The organism is Paractinoplanes abujensis (assembly GCF_014204895.1).
Classification (GTDB): domain Bacteria; phylum Actinomycetota; class Actinomycetes; order Mycobacteriales; family Micromonosporaceae; genus Actinoplanes; species Actinoplanes abujensis.
The window spans coordinates 8,115,745-8,131,955 of sequence record NZ_JACHMF010000001.1; the positions used below are offsets into that span (position 1 = coordinate 8,115,745).

Genomic DNA, 16,211 nt, shown 5'->3' on the forward strand with positions numbered 1-16,211 from the left:
CGGCACGGTCAGCGGCCCAGAGCGGTCAGCACGTCGAGGATCGCGCGGGCGTCGCCGGAATCGAGGGCCGGCGTCGGCAGCAGGGCCATCGCGGGGACGGTGATGCCGGCGGCCACGTACGCCTCGACCTTCTCCCGGCACTCGGCGGGTGTGCCGTGCACGATCAGGTCGTCGACGACGGCATCGGGGATCGCGGCCAGGGCCGCCTTGCGATCACCCGACGACCAGGCCTGCCACATCGGGGCCAGGATGTCGGCACGGCCCAGCCAGCGGTGGAACTCGGCGTACGCGGGCACGGTCAGATAGGCCGCGATCATGCGACGGCCCACCCGGCGGGAGTGCTCGGCGTCGTCGGTGGGACACACGAAGATCCGGGCCGCCACGTCGAAGCCCGGCTTGTCGGTCTTGACCTCGGCCAGGGCGGTGGTCACATCGGCCGGGGAGAGCCAGTTGAGGATCACCCCGTCGGCCTCGGCGGCGGCCAGGCGCAGCATGCCCGGACGCAGCGCGGCCAGCAGGATCTGCGGCGGAGTCGTCGGGACCCGTTCGAGCCGGAACCGTCGTACGGCGAAGGTCTCGAACTCCTGGTCGACGATCTCACCGGCGAGTGCCGCGCGCAGGAAGCGCAGCACGTCGCGGCTGCGCTGGAACGGCCGGGTGAACTCGGCCGCGTTCCAGTCGCCCGCCACGACCGGCGACGAGGCCCCGATGCCGAGCTGGAACCGCCCCGGAGCGGCCTCGGCCAGCGCCGCCGCGGTCATCGCGAGCAGGCCGGGCCCCCGCGTGAAGACGGGCGCGATCGCCGTGCCGAGCCGGAACTGCGGGGCCCAGGCGGCGGCCAGCGTCAGCGGGGTGAACGCGTCCGAACCGGCCACCTCCGACGTCCACAGGTCGGTGAAGCCGGCGTCGCCCAGCGCGGAGAAGGCGGCGGCGTGCTCGGAGAGCGGGATCCCGCCCAGGGGAACGGTCATGCCCCATCGCATCGACATGACCACGATCCTGCCCTGGCCCGGCAGTGAGGTCCACCACCGGAGCGTGGGAATGATCTATGTCGGAGGTATGTTTTTGAACTGACCAGTCAGTCTATGTTTCTGGAGGGCCCGGCTATGTCGGTGCTCATCGCGCGCGGGGCGGGCGTCCGTCGCCGCCGCCACCAATGGCTCTTCCGCGACCTCGACGTGACGGTGTCGCCCGGCGAGACGGTGGCCGTGGTCGGCCCGCCCGGCAGCGGCCGCACCACACTGCTGCTGGCGCTGACCCGTCGCTTCCACCTGACAGCGGGCCGAGTCGACATCACCGGCCGGGCGTCGCTGGGCTACGTGCCGGAGGTCTCCGCCCCCGAACCTGTCTTCACCGTCACCGAGCACATCCGCGAGCGCCTGACCCTCCTCGGCCACTCCCGCTCCGCCGCGGCCACGGTTCCGTTGCACGGCCTTGATCCCGACAAGCAGGGTCAAGACCTGTCCCCGTACGAGAAACAGGTTCTCGGCCTGATCCTGGCCACGCTGGCCACCCCCACCGTGACAGCCCTCGACGGCTTCGACGACGGCCTCAACACCACCGAGCAGGCCGCCTTGTCACAGTTGATCGCCGACACGACAGCGCACGGCCCAGCCGTGATCGTCACCGCCCGCGAGGTCGACGAATCCCACTACACGACGGTGATCCGCCTCGGCGCACATGAAGCACAACCTCACAAATCGGGTGTCTGCAGCCCGCAGGCAGTCACAGGAAGAGACGTTCCCGGGAACACGTCGTTTGTGGACGGCAGCACGAGGACCACGCCGGTTGTGGACGGTGACTTCGCGGGCTCGCGACCTGTGGACGGCGGCACGAGAACCACGCCGGTTGTGGACGGCTACTTCGCGGCGACGCGACCTGTGGACGGCGGACCTGCCGCGCTGTCGCATGGTGAGAGGGACGTGAGGGCGGATCTACACGTTGACAGCGCAATCAAGCCGTCCGATCTGATGGACGGCGGACCCGCGTGGAGCCTGGGTGTGGACGAGGCCGAAGCGGATCTGGTTGTGGACGACGCATCCGGATCGATCCCGGTTGTGGATGGCGATGTCGGATCGGCCCTGGTTGTGGATGGCGATGTCGGATCGGCCCTGGTTGTGGATGGCGATGTCGGATCGGCCCTGGTTGTGGATGGCGATGCCGGATCGGCCCCGGTTGTGGATGACGAAGCCGGACCGGCCCCGGTTGTGGACGACCCGACTGAGGCGCCGCCGTCTGTGGATGGCGAGGCTGACGCGCCACCGGCTGTGGACAGGCACAGCGGCGTGGTGACGGCTGTGGATGACGCCCGCACGGACGTGAGGGCTGGGGAAGAGGATGGGGGCCGGCGATGAGAGGGCTGTCCACGCTGACGTTGGCCGGGCTCGAGCTGCGGCGGTTCTTGCGGGGGCGGTTGACCCGGGCGGCGGTCGTCACCTTGGCGGTTGTTCCGCTGCTTTATGGGGCGCTTTACCTCTATGCCTTCTGGGATCCGTACGGGCGGCTCAATCACATCCCGGCGGCGCTTGTTCTGGAGGATCGGACGGCTACCGCCGGCGACGGCAGCGAAGTGCACGCGGGGAAGGACCTGGGCGACGAGCTGATCGAGCGGGAGATCTTCGACTGGCACGTGGTCGACGAGAAGCAGGCCGAGGAGGGGCTGACCGACGGCAGTTATCAGTTGCTGCTCCGGATCCCTCGGGACTTCTCGCGGGATCTTGTCAGCGGGCCCGATCAGGACAAGCAACCGCAGGCGGCCACGCTCACCGCAGTCAGTGACGACGCCACCAACTACCTCAGCGGGGTTTTTGCGCGCAGCGCGTTCGAGGAGGTTCGGGCGGCCGCGGCGGCCAGTGCGTCGGCGGGTTACTTCGACAAGATGCTGATCGGGTTCACCGACCTCAAGCAGCAGACCCAGCAGGCCGCGGACGGGGCCGGGAAACTGCGCGACGGGGCCACCAGCGCCGGGGCCGGGGCCGATCGGCTGGCCGGCGGGCTGGACGACGCCGTGGGCGGCGCCGGCCGGCTGAGCCAGGGGCTGGGCACGGCGGCGACCGGGGCGAACGATCTCACCAGTGGGCTCGAGCAGCTCACCACGGGCGCGCGGCAGCTGGCCGACGGGACCCGGCAGGCCGCCAGCGGCGGACGTCAGCTCGCGAACGCGGTCGACGCCGCTGCGGACAAGGCGGAACCGCTGCTGCGGGACAACGCCCAGCGGATCGAGGACGCCGCCGGCCTGGTCGCGCGGGGCGCCGACACCCTGGCCGCGAACATCAGGACCGTCGACGCCGCGGCGCAGCGGGCTGTGGAGGACGCCGAACGGCTGCAGGACTATGTGGACAACCTGCCCGACGACACCGAGGGTGTGACCGAGGCCCGGGCCCTGGCTGCCCGGCTGGTCAGCGACGCGCGGGAGGTGCGCGGCCGCATCGACCTGGACGACCTGCGGGCCGAGCTCAAACAGGTCGCGGCCACCGCCCGGCAGGTCGCCGCCGCGGCGCCGCACCTCGCGGATGACGTGCGGGCCGCCCGGAGCAGGGTCGACCAGCTGGCCACGGGGCTCGACCGGCTGGCCACCGGCGCGGGCCGCCTGCAGACCGGCACCGCTCAGGCCGAGCAGGGCGCGAAGAGCCTGCAGGGCGGCCTGTACCGGTTGTCCTCGGGCGCGCGCGAACTGTCCGGCGGGCTGTCCACGCTGGCCGGCGGCGGGCATCGGCTGGCCGACGGGCTGGGCGACCTGCAGGGCGGGGCCGAGCGGCTGGCGTCGGGGCTGGCCGACGGCGCGGAGCAGATCCCGGGCTACGGCGACGACCCGAGTCACCGGGCCGGGGTGCTGGCCGATCCGGTTGCGCTCGACCGCAGCGTCCGGCACCCCGCGGCCACGTACGGGGTCGGTTTTGCGCCTTATTTCCTGGCGCTTGCGCTCTGGGTCGGCGCGATGATCACGTTCATGGTGTTGCGTCCGCTCAACCGCCGCTACCTGGTCAGCGAGGCGCCCACGTACCGGGTGATGCTGGCCGGTCTGCTGCCCGCGGTGGCGATCGGGCTCGTGCAGGCGACGCTGCTGTTCCTCGTGGTGCATCTCGGGCTGGGGCTCGACCCGGTGCATCCGGCGGCCACGTGGGGGCTGCTCGCGCTGACCGCGGCCGTGTTCGCCGCGATCATGCAGCTCCTCGGCGCGGCGTTCGGCGCCCCGGGCCGGATCCTCGCCCTGGCCCTGCTCATGCTGCAGCTCACGTCCTCGGGCGGCACCTATCCGGTGGAGACCTCGCCGGGGTTCTTCCAGGCGATCCACCCGCTGCTGCCGATGACGTACGTCGTGCAGGCCGCGCGGCACCTGATCGACGGCGGCCCGTCGGGCACCGTCGTGCAGGGTGTCGCGGTGCTGGTGGCGTACGGGCTGGGGGCTTTGGCCCTGACTGTGACGGCGGCCCGGCGCAAGCGGCGGATGACCATGAGCGACCTGCACCCCGCGCTGGTGCTCTGAAAAGCGATGAAACACTGTGACGGTGACGACTGACGGGCGGACGCGGCGGCGGGCGGACACCCGGCAGCGGCTCTTCGAGGCGGCCGTGGAGCTGATCGCCGAGCAGGGCTTCTCGGCCACCACGGTCGACGACATCGCGCTGCGGGCCGGGGTCGCCAAGGGCACGGTCTACTACAACTTCAAGTCGAAGACCGACCTGTTCGAGGAGTTGCTGCGGCACGGCATCGGGCTGCTGACCGACGACTTCCGGGCCGCCGTCAAGGGGCTGCCGCCCCGCGAGGCGGTGGCCGCCCTGATCCGCAGCCAGCTGGAGTACATCCGGCGCTATCGGGCGTTCGCGCAGCTGCTGCTGTCGGAGATGTGGCGCACCAACCGGGAGTGGCAGCAGACCCTGGTGCTGCTGCGCGAGCAGGCCATCGGCGTGATCGCGGAGACCGTGCGGGCGGGCGTCGACTCCGGTGACCTGCCGGCCGACCTCGACGTCCGGGTGGCGTCGTCCGCGCTGTTCGGCGTCGGGCTGGTCGTGGCCGTCGACTGGCTGGTCTTCACACCGGAGCGACCCCTCGAAGACGTCGAGGAGTCGCTCCTGGCGATCGTGCGAAGAGTGGGGACTACGACGTAGCCTTCGACCGCCACGCTGTGGCCCAGGAGGTGCGGCCGTTCGTGCGCAGCAGCGAACCGTCGTAGATGCGCGAACCCACAGCCAGCAGCACAGCCGCGGTGACGGCCATGAGCCCGAGCGAGACGATCGGCTCCCACAACGCCGCGTCGTCCTTGAAGATCCGAGTCGGCATGGCCACCGGCGCCGAGATCGGCACGTACGAGAGAATCCGCAGCACCAGGTCGTTCTCGCCGAAGAAGATGACCGCGAAGAACGGCAGCATGACGGCCATCTGCACCGGCTGCGACGAACTGCTCAGTTCCTCCGGCCGCGACGCCATGGCACCCACCCCGGCCCACAGCGCGGCCAGCATCACGAAGCCGACCACGAAGAACGCGACGAACCAGCCGATCGTCGGTTCCAGCAGGCGCAGCACCCCGCTGTCGAGGCCGGCCAGGCGGGAACCGACGAGTGTCACGATCGCGATCAGGCCGACCTGCAGGAACGCCAGCAGCGAGAGCGCGGCCACCTTGCCCGCGAGCAGGGCCCGGGTCGGCACGCTGGCGACCAGGATCTCGACGATCCGGGTCTGCTTCTCCTCGGTGACGCTCTGCGCGATCTGCAGGCCGAACAGGAACGACGTGAAGAAGAAGACGAAGGCCAGCGCAAACGGCACGATGTAGGCCAGGAACGGGTCCACGGCGTTGGCGTCCAGCAGCCGGGTGGGCGGTGCGGTGCTCAGCGCCCGCACCACGTCGGTGGGCGTCTCCGACATGCCCAGCACCTCGGGTCCGGCGACCACCGCGGCGTCCACGTCGCCGTCGCGCAGCAACTGCTCGGCGGTCGCGTCGTCGCCGACCACCCGCACCTCGAGGTCGGCCTGCTGCAGGGCGGTGGCCGTGGCCTGGTCGGCCACCGCGACCGAGGTCGGCCCGCCCGAGAACACGGCCGGCAGCACCGTCACCGCGATCGAGAAGAGCAGGAAGAACGCGGTGCTGAAGAGGAAGGTCTTGTCGCGCAGCTTGACCTTGATCTCGCGTGCGGCGACCACCTTGGCGGCCTCGTACGTGCTCATCGGACGACCTCTCGGAAGATCTCGGACAGGGTCGGGACGACGGGACCGAAGGCGCGCACCGGCCCTCGTTCGAGCGCCGCCAGCAGCACCTTCTGGTCGTCGAAGCCGGCGTCCAGGGAGAAGACGGCCCGGGCCCCGTCCAGGTCGAGCAAGGTCACCCCGGGCTGGTCGCGCAGCCAGCCGGCGTCGGTGTCGACCTGCAGCTGATAGCGCGGCTCGGCGTGCTGGGCGCGCAGCGTGGCCCGGTCACCGGCGGCCCGGATCCCGCCGTCGGCGATGATCACGAGGTCGTCGCACAGCCGCTCGACCAGTTCGAGCTGATGGCTCGAGAACAGCACCGGCGCCCCGGCCGCGGCCCGGTCGCGCAGCACCTCGACCATCGTCTCCACGGCGATCGGGTCGAGACCGGAGAACGGCTCGTCGAGCACCAGCACCTCGGGGTCGTGCACCAGCGCGGCGGCCACCTGCGCGCGCTGCTGGTTGCCGAGCGACAGCTTCTCCAGCTTCTCGCCGGCGCGTTCACCCAGTCCGAGGCGTTCCAGGAGCTTCTTCGTACGGTCCTCGGCCGCGCTGCTGCTCAGGCCGTGCAGTCGGCCCAGGTAGACGATCTGGTCGTGCACTGTCATCTTCGGGTAGAGGCCGCGCTCCTCGGGCATGTAGCCGAAGCGCTGCCGGATCTCGCGGGTCAGCGGTGTGCCGCCCAGCGTCACCTCACCGCTGTCGGCGGCCAGGACGCCCAGGATGATCCGCATGGTGGTGGTCTTGCCGGCGCCGTTCGCGCCGACGAAACCGGTCAGTTTGCCGCCGCCGACGGCGAACGAGACGTTCTGGAGAACTGCCCGGTCACCGAAGCTGCGGCTGACGGAATTCACGTTCAGCACGGTGGTCATGTCTGAAGACGCTAGGCAAAACGGCCGCCGAATACGTCCCGCTCGAGCACGATCATCGAGGTCCTCCGCGCGGAGGACACGGAGCGGGGGTCAGCCACCCGGGCGGACGACCCCGAGCTCGTACGCCATCACCACGGCCTGGGTGCGGTCGCGTGCCCCGAGTTTGGTCAGCACCCGGCTCACGTGGGTCTTGACCGTGGTCTCGCCCAGGTGCAGGGCGGCCGCGATCTCGGCGTTGGTGGCGCCCCCGGCCAGCTCGACCAGCACCTCGTGCTCGCGCGGGGTCAGCTCGGCGAGGCGTGCCGCCGGTTCGGCCCGCGCCGCACCCGCCCCGGGCCGGGCGAACGCCGAGATGACCCGGCGGGTGATCTCGGGGGCCAGCAGCGCGTCGCCCCGCGCGATCACCCGGACGGCCTCGACCAGCGTCTCCGGTGAGCTGTTCTTGAGCAGGAACCCGCTCGCCCCGGCCTCGAGCGCCGCGAACAGGTAGTCGTCGCGGTCGAACGTGGTCAGGATCAGCACCGACGGCCCGTCCCCGCTCGCGACGACACGGCGGGTCGCCTCCAAGCCGTCCATCACGGGCATCTCGACGTCCATCAGCACCACGTCGGGCGCGAGCTTCGCGCACGCGTCGACGGCCTGAGCGCCGTCCTCGGCCTCGCCGACCACCTCGATGTCGTCCTCCAGGCCGAGGATGACGCGGAAGCCCGTACGCACGAGCCGGTGGTCGTCCGCGAGGAGGACCCGGATCACGACGTCACCCTTTCCTTGCTGCCCCGCTGGGCCGGGATGGTCAGGGGCAGGCGCGACCGTACGCGGAAACCCCCGGTGTCGCCCGTGCGGTTGCCGGCCTCGACGGTGCCGCCCAGCAGGCTCACCCGTTCGCGCATGCCGATCAGGCCCATCCCGCCGTTCGTCCGGGCGGCGCCGCGGCCGTCGTCGGCCACGTCGATCTCGAGCTCGGTGCTGAGATAGCGGATCCGTACGTCGACCGTGGACGCGCCGGCGTGCTTGAGCGCGTTCGTCACGGCCTCCTGCACGATCCGGTACGCGGTCTGCGACGTCGACGCGGGCAGGTCGGTGACGGTGCCGTAGACCGCGTAGTGCGGCGTCAGCCCGGCGTCGCTGACCCGGTGGAGCAACTCCTCGACGCGTTCGACCCCGGGGCTGGGCGCGGTCACCGGCTCGTCGGCGGTGCGCAGCGCGCCCAGCATGCGCTGCAGCTCGTCCACCGCCGTACGGGCGCTCTCCTCGACGGCGGTGAGCGAGTCGCGCGCGGTCTCGGCGTTGCGGTCCATGGCCCGGCGCGCGGCCGCGGCCTGGATGCCCATGACCGACACGTGATGGGCCACGACGTCGTGCAGCTCGCGGGCGATCCGCAGTCGCTCGCTGACCACCGCCTGGGCCTCGGCCGCGGCTTTGGCCTGGTGGAGCTGCTCGGTCTGGTCGACCAGCACGGCTTCGCGCCGGGCGGCCAGCCACGCGATCTCGCCGAAGAAGTAGGAGAAGCCGAACACCACGACGTTCATCAGCACCTGACTGACCAGGGCCGAGAGCAGCGGGGGGAGCTCGCCCGTGCCGTCGGGGAAGGCGTCCTCCCCGATGCCGTCGTACGAGAGCAGCCAGGTGATGGCGAGCCAGCCGAACATCGAGCCGATCACGCCGAGGCGCAGCCAGCGGGACCGCCCGTGATCGGGGGACCAGGCGCCCGCGGCGTAAACGGCCGCGAAGATCGCGCCCGAGGCGAACTGGATCTCCTGTGCCTCGCGGACCTGGCCCGCGATGAACACCACGGCCGTGACGATCATGACGACGTCCGGGTGGCTGCGCCGCCAGACGAGCGGGAACGTGACCGCGAACGCGAACGCGAGGTGCTCGAAGGCGCTGCGTTCGACGCCCCACACGATCTGGCCCACGCTGCGGGCCAGCATGACGTACAGCAGGGCGGCGGCCACCACGACGAGACCGATGACAAGGTCGATGCGGCGCTGGCGCGGGGTCGGGCCCGGCCGCCGCCAGTCGTCGAGGCTGGTCATGCCCTTGAGCCTGCCACATGCGCCAGGCCTCGACGGACGGTGATCTTGCGCGGGTCAGGCGCTGTAGTACTGCGTCTTTGCGATGTCCGGGTGGGTTTGCGTGGGGATGTCGGCGTCGTCGTCGGGGGTCAGGGTGCCGCCCAGTTCGATGATCCGGCGGTGGGCCGCGGCCAGGCGGTCCTCGAGGGTGACGATGCGGCAGGCGGCGGTCAGCAGGTAGCCCTCGTCCAGCAACTGGCGCACCCGTTGGGCCAGTTGGAGCTGGTGGCGGGAGTAACGTCGGTGGCCGCCGTGGGAGCGCTCGGGCTCGATCAGGCCGGCGGCGCCGAGACTGCGGAGGAATGCGGGGGTCACGCCGATCATCTCGGCGGCGCGGCCCATCGTGTACGCCGGGAAGTCGGCGTCGTCGAAGGTCGTGCTCATCGTGCCCTTCCGGGGGGTCAAGCGAGTTGCGTCCGGGGTGTCCGGTACACAATCCAAGGCCCCGGCGGGTAACCGGGGCCTTGGCTTTTCAATTCTGGTGCCGGCCGTCGCCGGCGCATTCGGCAGTCCGCCTGCGTGCCGCTAGCGGACCACCTGAGTGATGGGCATCGGCTGCGATCACCTCTTGTCGGGTCGGGGACGTTGCGCTTACGCGTTGCTGCGGTATCTCGTCCTCCTTAGCCAACTCAGGGTCTGCGATTGCGTGCCGGCTGTGCGTGGCCGACTCCAGAAACTGTATTCCGATCACGGCCGGATTTCTAGTACCGACGCTGCAGATTTTTTAGGACAAATCGTCGGAGTGATCCATGTTGCCGCAGGTCGACCAGGGGGAATGGGGCGGCGGCGCGGGACGGGCGCACGGCGTGGCGATGCCACGTGAGAGAGAGGTGACCGCGTCCCGCGCCGCCGCGGGCAGGGGCGCCGGTGGGGCTGCCCCGGGTGTTCGCGAAGCCTGCCGAGGGCTCGCGCGCCGTGATGATCGGCGTCAGAACACCGGCCGGGATCGAGTCGTTCGATGCCCTGTCATGGCTACGAGTGTGCCGGGCCGGGGCCGGGCGGAGCAACGCAATTAACGCTGCGCATTGACGTCGGTAACACAGCGGGTAGATCATCACGGCACGCCGTGGCCTCGGTCACAGCAACCCTTCGGTAAGGGAGCCGCACATGAGCGTCAACCCCGCACCCAGCACCGACGAAGAACGCCTTGCCCAACTCGGCTACCAGCAGGAACTGCATCGCCGACTGTCCGGCTTCTCGAACTTCGCGGTCTCCTTCTCGATCATCTCCATTCTGGCCGGTGCGATCACCTCGTACGGGATCGCCATGGCCGCCGGCGGCCCGATCGCCATCACCCTGGGCTGGCTGTTCGTCGGCATCATGGTGACCTTCGTGGCCCTGGCCATGGCCGAGGTCTGCTCGGCCTACCCGACCGCCGGCGCGCTCTACTGGTGGGCGGCGGCGCTGGCCAAACGCAACAAGGCCGCCTGGGCCTGGTTCGTCGGCTGGTTCAACTTCCTGGGCGAGGTGGCCGTCACCGCCGCCATCGACTTCGGGGCGGCCATCACGACCTCGGCCTTTCTCAGCCTGACCTTCGACATGGAGGTCACGACCGGGCGCACGTTCCTGATCTTCCTGGTCATCATCGTCGTGCACGGCCTGCTGAACACGTTCGGCGTCAACCTGGTGCGGGTCCTGTCGGACGTCAGCGCCTGGTGGCACCTGGTCGGCGTGGCCGTCATCGTGGGCGTGCTGGCGATCGTGCCCGACACCCACAAGCCCATCTCCGAGGTGTTCACCGAGGTCCACAACGCCACCGGGTTCACGTTCGCCGGGGCCGGCGTGTACGCCGTGCTCATCGGCCTGCTGATGGCGCAGTACACGTACACCGGCTACGACGCCTCGGCGCACGTGGCGGAGGAGACGCACGACGCCGCCCGGGCCGCCCCGCGCGGGATCGTGATGTCGGTGGTCGTCTCGGTGATCGCCGGTTTCGTGCTGCTGTTCGCGATCACCTGGTCGATCCAGGACTACGAGGCGCAGCGGACCACCGACCTGGGTCTGCCGCCGGCGCAGATCTTCATCGACGCCGCCGGCCACAACACGGGCACGTTCCTGCTGTTCATCTGCATGGTCGCGCAGTGGTTCTGCGGCATGGCCTCGGTCACCGCCAACTCGCGGATGTCGTACGCCTTCGCCCGCGACGGCGCGCTGCCCGGCTCGCGGCTGTGGAAGCAGGTCAATCCCCGTACGGGCACCCCGACCAACTCGATCTGGCTCTGCGTGACCCTGTCCACGCTGCTGGTGCTGCCGTCGCTGTGGAACACGACGGCCTACCTGGCGGCCACCTCGGTCGCCGTCATCGGCCTCTACATCGCGTACGTCATGCCGGTCTTCCTGCGGCGGATGAACCCCGATTTCGAGCGGGGCCCGTGGCATCTGGGTAAGTGGAGCGCGGCGGTCGGCTGGATCGCCATCGTCTGGGTAGTGATCATCTGCGTGCTGTTCGTGCTGCCGACGGCCAGCCCGATCACCGCGGCCAACTTCAACTACACGATCGTCGCCGTCGCGGTGGTGCTCGCCTTCGCCACGATCTGGTGGTTCGCGGGCGCCCGCAAGTGGTTCACCGGGCCCAAGCAGAACCTGATCGAGAAGGCCCACCACGGCGAACAGACGATGCCGACCGAGAACTGACCACGGAAGCGGGGCCGGGTGTCCGTAAACGCCCGGCCCCTGGACGAACGAGGAGACCGACCGCATGGATCTCGAGGAACTGGACGTCTCCGTCGACAACGGCAGCATCGACACCGTGCTGCTGGCGCTGACCGACATGCAGGGCCGGCTGCAGGGCAAGCGGCTGCACGGCCGCTACTTCGTGGACGAGGTGGTCAGCGGCGGCAGCGAGGGCTGCAACTACCTGCTCGCGGTGGACGTCGACATGAACACCGTCGACGGGTACGAGTCGTCCTCGTGGGCCAGCGGCTACGGCGACTTCGTGATGAAGCCCGACTTCACGACGCTGCGGCCGGTGCCCTGGCAGCCCGGGACGGCGATGGTGCTGGCCGACCTCGAGACGACGAGCGGCGAGCCCGTGTACGCCTCGCCCCGGCAGATCCTCAAGCGCCAGCTCGACCGGCTGGCCGCGCACGGCCTCACCGCGTACGCGGGAACCGAACTGGAGTTCGTGCTCTACAAGGACACGTACGAGCAAGCCTTTGACAAGGGTTATCGCGGGCTGATCCCGGCGAACCAGTACAACGTGGACTACTCGCTGCTGGGGACCGCGCGGGTCGAGCCGCTGCTGCGCCGCATCCGCAACGAGATGTACGGGGCCGGGCTGGTGCCGGAGAGCGCCAAGGGGGAGTGCAACTTCGGCCAGCACGAGATCGCCTTCCGCTACGCCGACGCGCTGACCGCCGCCGACCACCACGTGATCTACAAGAACGGGGCCAAGGAGATCGCCGCCCAGGAGGGCATGGCGCTGACCTTCATGGCCAAGCCCAACGAGCGCGAGGGCAACTCCTGCCACATTCACTTCTCGCTGCGCGGGCCGGACGGCAAGTCGGCCATGCTGGGCGACGGGCCGGCCCACCTCAGCGAGACCGGGCAGCGGGTGCTGGCCGGGCTGCTGGCCACGATGCGCGAGTTCAGCCTGCTGTTCGCGCCCAACATCAACTCCTACAAGCGCTATCAGGCGGGCTCGTTCGCGCCGACCGCGCTGCGCTGGGGCGTCGACAACCGCACCTGCGCGCTGCGGATCGCCGGCCACGGGCAGGGCATGCGGGTCGAGAACCGGGTGCCGGGCGGCGACGTGAACCCCTACCTGGCGATCGCCGCCCTGGTCGCGGGCGCGCTGCACGGGCTGGAGAACGAACTCGAACTGGAGCCGGAGACGCCGGGCAACGCGTACGACGACGCCACCGCCGACCGCGTGCCGACCACCCTGCGCGAGGCCCAGCAGCTGTGGCTGGGCAGCGACGTGGCGCGGGAGGCGTTCGGGGCGGACGTGGTCGGCCACTACGCCAACATGGCCCAGGTCGAGCTGACCGCTTTCGACGCGGCGGTTACCGACTGGGAGCTGCGCCGCGGCTTCGAGCGAATGTGAGACTGGATCCGTGACTGATGTGATCAACCCTGCGACGGGTGAGGTCTTCACGACCGTGCCGTCGCTGGACCTGGCGGCGACCGACGCGGCCATCGAACGGGCGGCCCGGGCCTTCCCGGCGTGGCGGGCCGTGGCGCCGGGCGACCGGGCCCGGCTGCTGCGCCGCTTCGCCGCCGTCGTCGACCAGCACCTCGACGAGCTGGCCGAGCTGGAGGTGCGCAACGCCGGCCACACCGTCGGCAACGCCCGCTGGGAGGCCGGCAACGTCCGCGACGTGCTCGACTACTACGCGGGCGCGCCCGAGCGGCTCAGCGGCCGGCAGATCCCGGTCCCCGGCGGTCTCGACGTGACGTTCCACGAGCCGCTGGGCGTGGTCGGCATCATCGTGCCGTGGAACTTCCCGATGCCGATCGCCGGCTGGGGTTTCGCCCCGGCGCTGGCGGCCGGCAACACCGTCGTGCTCAAACCGGCCGAGCTCACTCCGCTCACCGCGATCCGGCTCGGCGAGCTGGCCCTCGAAGCCGGGCTGCCCGAGGGTGTCTTCCAGGTCGTCCCCGGTCAGGGCTCAGTCGTGGGGCAGCGGTTCGTGACCCATCCGGCCGTTCGCAAGATCTGCTTCACCGGCTCCACCGAGGTCGGCAAGTCGATCATGGCGGGCGCGGCCGACCAGGTGAAACGGGTGACGCTGGAGCTCGGCGGCAAGAGCGCCAACATCGTCTTCGCGGACGCCGACCTGGAGCAGGCGGCCGCCTCGGCCCCCGGCTCGGTCTTCGACAACGCCGGTCAGGACTGCTGCGCCCGCTCGCGGCTGCTGGTGCAGGAGTCGGTCTACGACAAGTTCCTGTCCCTGCTCGAACCGGCGGTACGGGCGTTCCGGGTGACCGATCCCGCGCAGCCCGACGCCGAGATGGGCCCGCTGATCTCGGCGTCGCACAAGAAGACCGTGACCTCGTACGTGGACGGGTCGGACGTCGCCTTCCGGGGGAGCGCGCCGGAGACCGGGGGCTGGTGGTTCCCGCCGACCGTGCTGCTGGCCCACTCGACCGAGGACCGGCACTGGCGCGAGGAGGTCTTCGGGCCGGTGCTCTCGGTGCTGCCCTTCAAGGACGAGGAAGACGCCGTACGGCTGGCCAACGACACCGAGTACGGGCTGTCGGGCTCGCTCTGGACCCGCGACGTGGGCCGGGCGCTGCGTGTCTCGCGCGCCGTGGAAACCGGAGCGCTGAGCGTCAACAGTCACTCCTCGGTGCGCTATTGGACCCCCTTCGGCGGGATGAAACAGTCGGGACTCGGCCGTGAGCTGGGACCGGATGCGCTTTTGTCCTTCACGGACGTCAAGAACGTGTTCCTGGCAATGGGAGATTAAGTGGAGCGTTTGCAGGATCGGGTCGCCGTCATCACCGGTGCCGGCAGCGGGATCGGCCTGGCCACGGCGCGGCGGTTCGCCGCCGAGGGCGCCAAGGTCGTCGCCGTGGACATTTCGGACGAGGCCGGGAAAGCCATCGCGGCGGAGGTCGGTGGCGAGTTCGTCGCCTGCGACGTGTCCGACGAGGAGCAGGTCAAGGCCCTCTTCGACGGGGTCGTGGAGCGCCACGGCCGGGTCGACATCGCCTTCAACAACGCCGGCATCTCGCCCCCGGACGACGACTCGATCCTCGTCACCGGCATCGACGCGTGGGAGCGCGTGCTGAAGGTCAACACCACCAGCGTGTTCTTCTGCTGCAAGTACGCCATCCCGCACATGCAGCGTCAGGGCAAGGGGTCGATCATCAACACGGCGTCGTTCGTGGCCCTGCTCGGCGCCGCGACGTCACAGATCGCCTACACCGCGAGCAAGGGCGGCGTGCTCGCGATGACGCGGGAGCTGGGCGTGCAGTTCGCCCGCGAGGGCATCCGGATCAACGCCCTGTGCCCCGGCCCGGTCGCCACTCCACTTCTGCTGGAGTTGTTCGCCAAGGACCCCGAGCGGGCCGCCCGGCGCCTGGTGCACGTGCCGATGGGCCGGTTCGCCGAGCCCGCGGAGATCGCGGCCGCGGTGGCCTTCCTGGCCAGCGACGACGCCTCGTTCATGACCGCCTCGCAGTTCGTGGTCGACGGCGGAATTACCGGAGCCTATGTAACTCCGCTTTGATGTGTTTAGGAGTCCGTTTTCACGGGCATCGGCCCTGTACACCCTTTTCGCAGGGGTGAAGGGGTCGAATCCCCGCCCGTGCCGGTCGATCCCGGTGTGGGTGGGTCAGAGGACCCGGGCGCGGCGCCGCCTCCTCGACGAGGGCGACGCCGCGCACCCCTATCACCCGATCAGTGGTTGTCCGGAAACGTGATCTGGTTACGGTGGGGCGATGCGTCCGATCATCGGCATCACGACCTATGTGGATCAGGCGACCTGGGGCGTCTGGCGCGACGTGCCGACCACGTTCGTGCCGCACGACTACGTCGAGGCGGTCACCCAGGCGGGTGGCCGGCCGGTGCTGATCCCGCCCCACGAGGACGTCGACGTGCTGCGTGTGCTGGACGGGCTGGTGCTGGCGGGCGGGCCCGACCTGAGCCCCGAGCTCTACGGCGCCGAGCCCGAGCCCCTGACCGTGACCCGCCCCGACCGCGACCGGGCGGAAATACTGCTCGTCCGCCGGGCGTTGGACACAGATGTGCCCCTGCTCGGCGTGTGCCGGGGCATGCAGCTCCTGGTGGTCGCGGCCGGCGGCACCTTGCATCAGCATCTGCCGGACGTGCTGGGTCATGACCGGCATCGCCCGGCTCCCGCGGTCTACGGCGAGCACGACGCGTCGTTCGTCCCCGGCAGCCGGATCGCCGGCCTGATGGGTGACGACCTCGGAATCCGGTGTTTCCACCACCAAGGTGTCGCCGATGCCGGAAAACTCACAGTCACCGGACGCGCCGAGGACGGCCTCCCCGAGGCCGTCGAGGATCCGGACCACAAGTTCGTCCTCGGAGTGCAGTGGCACCCTGAGGTGATACGCGACGAACGGCTCTTCGGGGCGCTCGTCGCGGCGGCAGCCAAGTAGGGAAGAGCACGAG

General features: G+C 70.2%; 14 protein-coding genes. 8 read left to right on the forward strand and 6 right to left on the reverse strand.

Features of this window, described 5'->3' with window-relative positions:
• Positions 1 to 8: 8 nt before the first annotated feature.
• Complete coding sequence (locus BKA14_RS37390) at positions 9 to 971, reverse strand: LLM class F420-dependent oxidoreductase (RefSeq protein ID WP_184957184.1); 963 nt, start codon at positions 969 to 971, stop codon at positions 9 to 11.
• 135 nt (positions 972 to 1,106) lie between these two features.
• On the opposite strand from BKA14_RS37390, the gene BKA14_RS43365 reads away from it, so the two are divergent.
• Genes BKA14_RS43365 through BKA14_RS37405 form a run of 3 tightly spaced genes read left to right on the forward strand, consistent with a single transcriptional unit; the run spans position 1,107 to position 5,108 of the window.
• Complete coding sequence (locus tag BKA14_RS43365) at positions 1,107 to 2,354, forward strand: ABC transporter ATP-binding protein (protein WP_203722056.1); 1,248 nt, start codon at positions 1,107 to 1,109, stop codon at positions 2,352 to 2,354.
• On the forward strand, positions 2,351 to 4,486 hold the full coding sequence (locus BKA14_RS37400; protein ID WP_184955454.1) for a YhgE/Pip domain-containing protein: 2,136 nt from the start codon (positions 2,351 to 2,353) through the stop codon (positions 4,484 to 4,486). The genes BKA14_RS43365 and BKA14_RS37400 overlap by 4 nt, the downstream gene beginning before the upstream one ends.
• A 16-nt stretch (positions 4,487 to 4,502) precedes the next feature.
• Positions 4,503 to 5,108 carry a TetR/AcrR family transcriptional regulator gene (locus BKA14_RS37405; protein ID WP_203722054.1) on the forward strand — a complete coding sequence of 202 codons (606 nt, stop codon included), beginning with the start codon at positions 4,503 to 4,505 and terminating at the stop codon, positions 5,106 to 5,108.
• Here the strand turns inward: BKA14_RS37405 and BKA14_RS37410 are convergent.
• The 5 genes from BKA14_RS37410 to BKA14_RS37430 all read right to left on the reverse strand — a co-directional run bounded on the left by BKA14_RS37410 (position 5,098) and on the right by BKA14_RS37430 (position 9,511).
• Positions 5,098 to 6,162, reverse strand: coding sequence for an ABC transporter permease (locus BKA14_RS37410; protein WP_184955456.1), 1,065 nt, complete (start codon positions 6,160 to 6,162; stop codon positions 5,098 to 5,100). The genes BKA14_RS37405 and BKA14_RS37410 overlap by 11 nt on opposite strands.
• Positions 6,159 to 7,052 carry an ABC transporter ATP-binding protein gene (locus BKA14_RS37415; protein ID WP_184955457.1) on the reverse strand — a complete coding sequence of 298 codons (894 nt, stop codon included), beginning with the start codon at positions 7,050 to 7,052 and terminating at the stop codon, positions 6,159 to 6,161. The genes BKA14_RS37410 and BKA14_RS37415 overlap by 4 nt, the downstream gene beginning before the upstream one ends.
• Before the next feature lie 90 nt (positions 7,053 to 7,142).
• Positions 7,143 to 7,805: a response regulator transcription factor gene (locus BKA14_RS37420; protein ID WP_184955458.1), complete on the reverse strand. Its 663-nt coding sequence runs from the start codon at positions 7,803 to 7,805 to the stop codon at positions 7,143 to 7,145.
• Positions 7,802 to 9,088: a sensor histidine kinase gene (locus BKA14_RS37425; protein ID WP_184955459.1), complete on the reverse strand. Its 1,287-nt coding sequence runs from the start codon at positions 9,086 to 9,088 to the stop codon at positions 7,802 to 7,804. The genes BKA14_RS37420 and BKA14_RS37425 overlap by 4 nt, the downstream gene beginning before the upstream one ends.
• 54 nt (positions 9,089 to 9,142) lie before the next feature.
• The gene (locus BKA14_RS37430) at positions 9,143 to 9,511 is read right to left on the reverse strand and encodes a helix-turn-helix domain-containing protein (RefSeq protein ID WP_184955460.1); all 369 of its coding nucleotides are present in this window, start codon (positions 9,509 to 9,511) and stop codon (positions 9,143 to 9,145) included.
• 723 nt (positions 9,512 to 10,234) lie between these two features.
• Here BKA14_RS37430 and BKA14_RS37435 point away from each other — a divergent pair.
• The 5 genes from BKA14_RS37435 to BKA14_RS37455 all read left to right on the forward strand — a co-directional run bounded on the left by BKA14_RS37435 (position 10,235) and on the right by BKA14_RS37455 (position 16,198).
• On the forward strand, positions 10,235 to 11,761 hold the full coding sequence (locus tag BKA14_RS37435; RefSeq protein ID WP_184955461.1) for an amino acid permease: 1,527 nt from the start codon (positions 10,235 to 10,237) through the stop codon (positions 11,759 to 11,761).
• 64 nt (positions 11,762 to 11,825) lie between these two features.
• Positions 11,826 to 13,172, forward strand: a complete 1,347-nt coding sequence (locus tag BKA14_RS37440; RefSeq protein ID WP_184955462.1) for a glutamine synthetase family protein — start codon at positions 11,826 to 11,828, stop codon at positions 13,170 to 13,172.
• Positions 13,173 to 13,182: 10 nt separating this feature from the next.
• Positions 13,183 to 14,538, forward strand: a complete 1,356-nt coding sequence (locus BKA14_RS37445; RefSeq protein WP_184955463.1) for an aldehyde dehydrogenase family protein — start codon at positions 13,183 to 13,185, stop codon at positions 14,536 to 14,538.
• The gene (locus tag BKA14_RS37450) at positions 14,539 to 15,303 is read left to right on the forward strand and encodes a 3-oxoacyl-ACP reductase (protein WP_184955464.1); all 765 of its coding nucleotides are present in this window, start codon (positions 14,539 to 14,541) and stop codon (positions 15,301 to 15,303) included. It begins immediately after the preceding gene.
• Between the two features lie 211 nt (positions 15,304 to 15,514).
• Complete coding sequence (locus BKA14_RS37455; protein ID WP_184955465.1) at positions 15,515 to 16,198, forward strand: gamma-glutamyl-gamma-aminobutyrate hydrolase family protein; 684 nt, start codon at positions 15,515 to 15,517, stop codon at positions 16,196 to 16,198.
• Positions 16,199 to 16,211 lie beyond the last annotated feature (13 nt).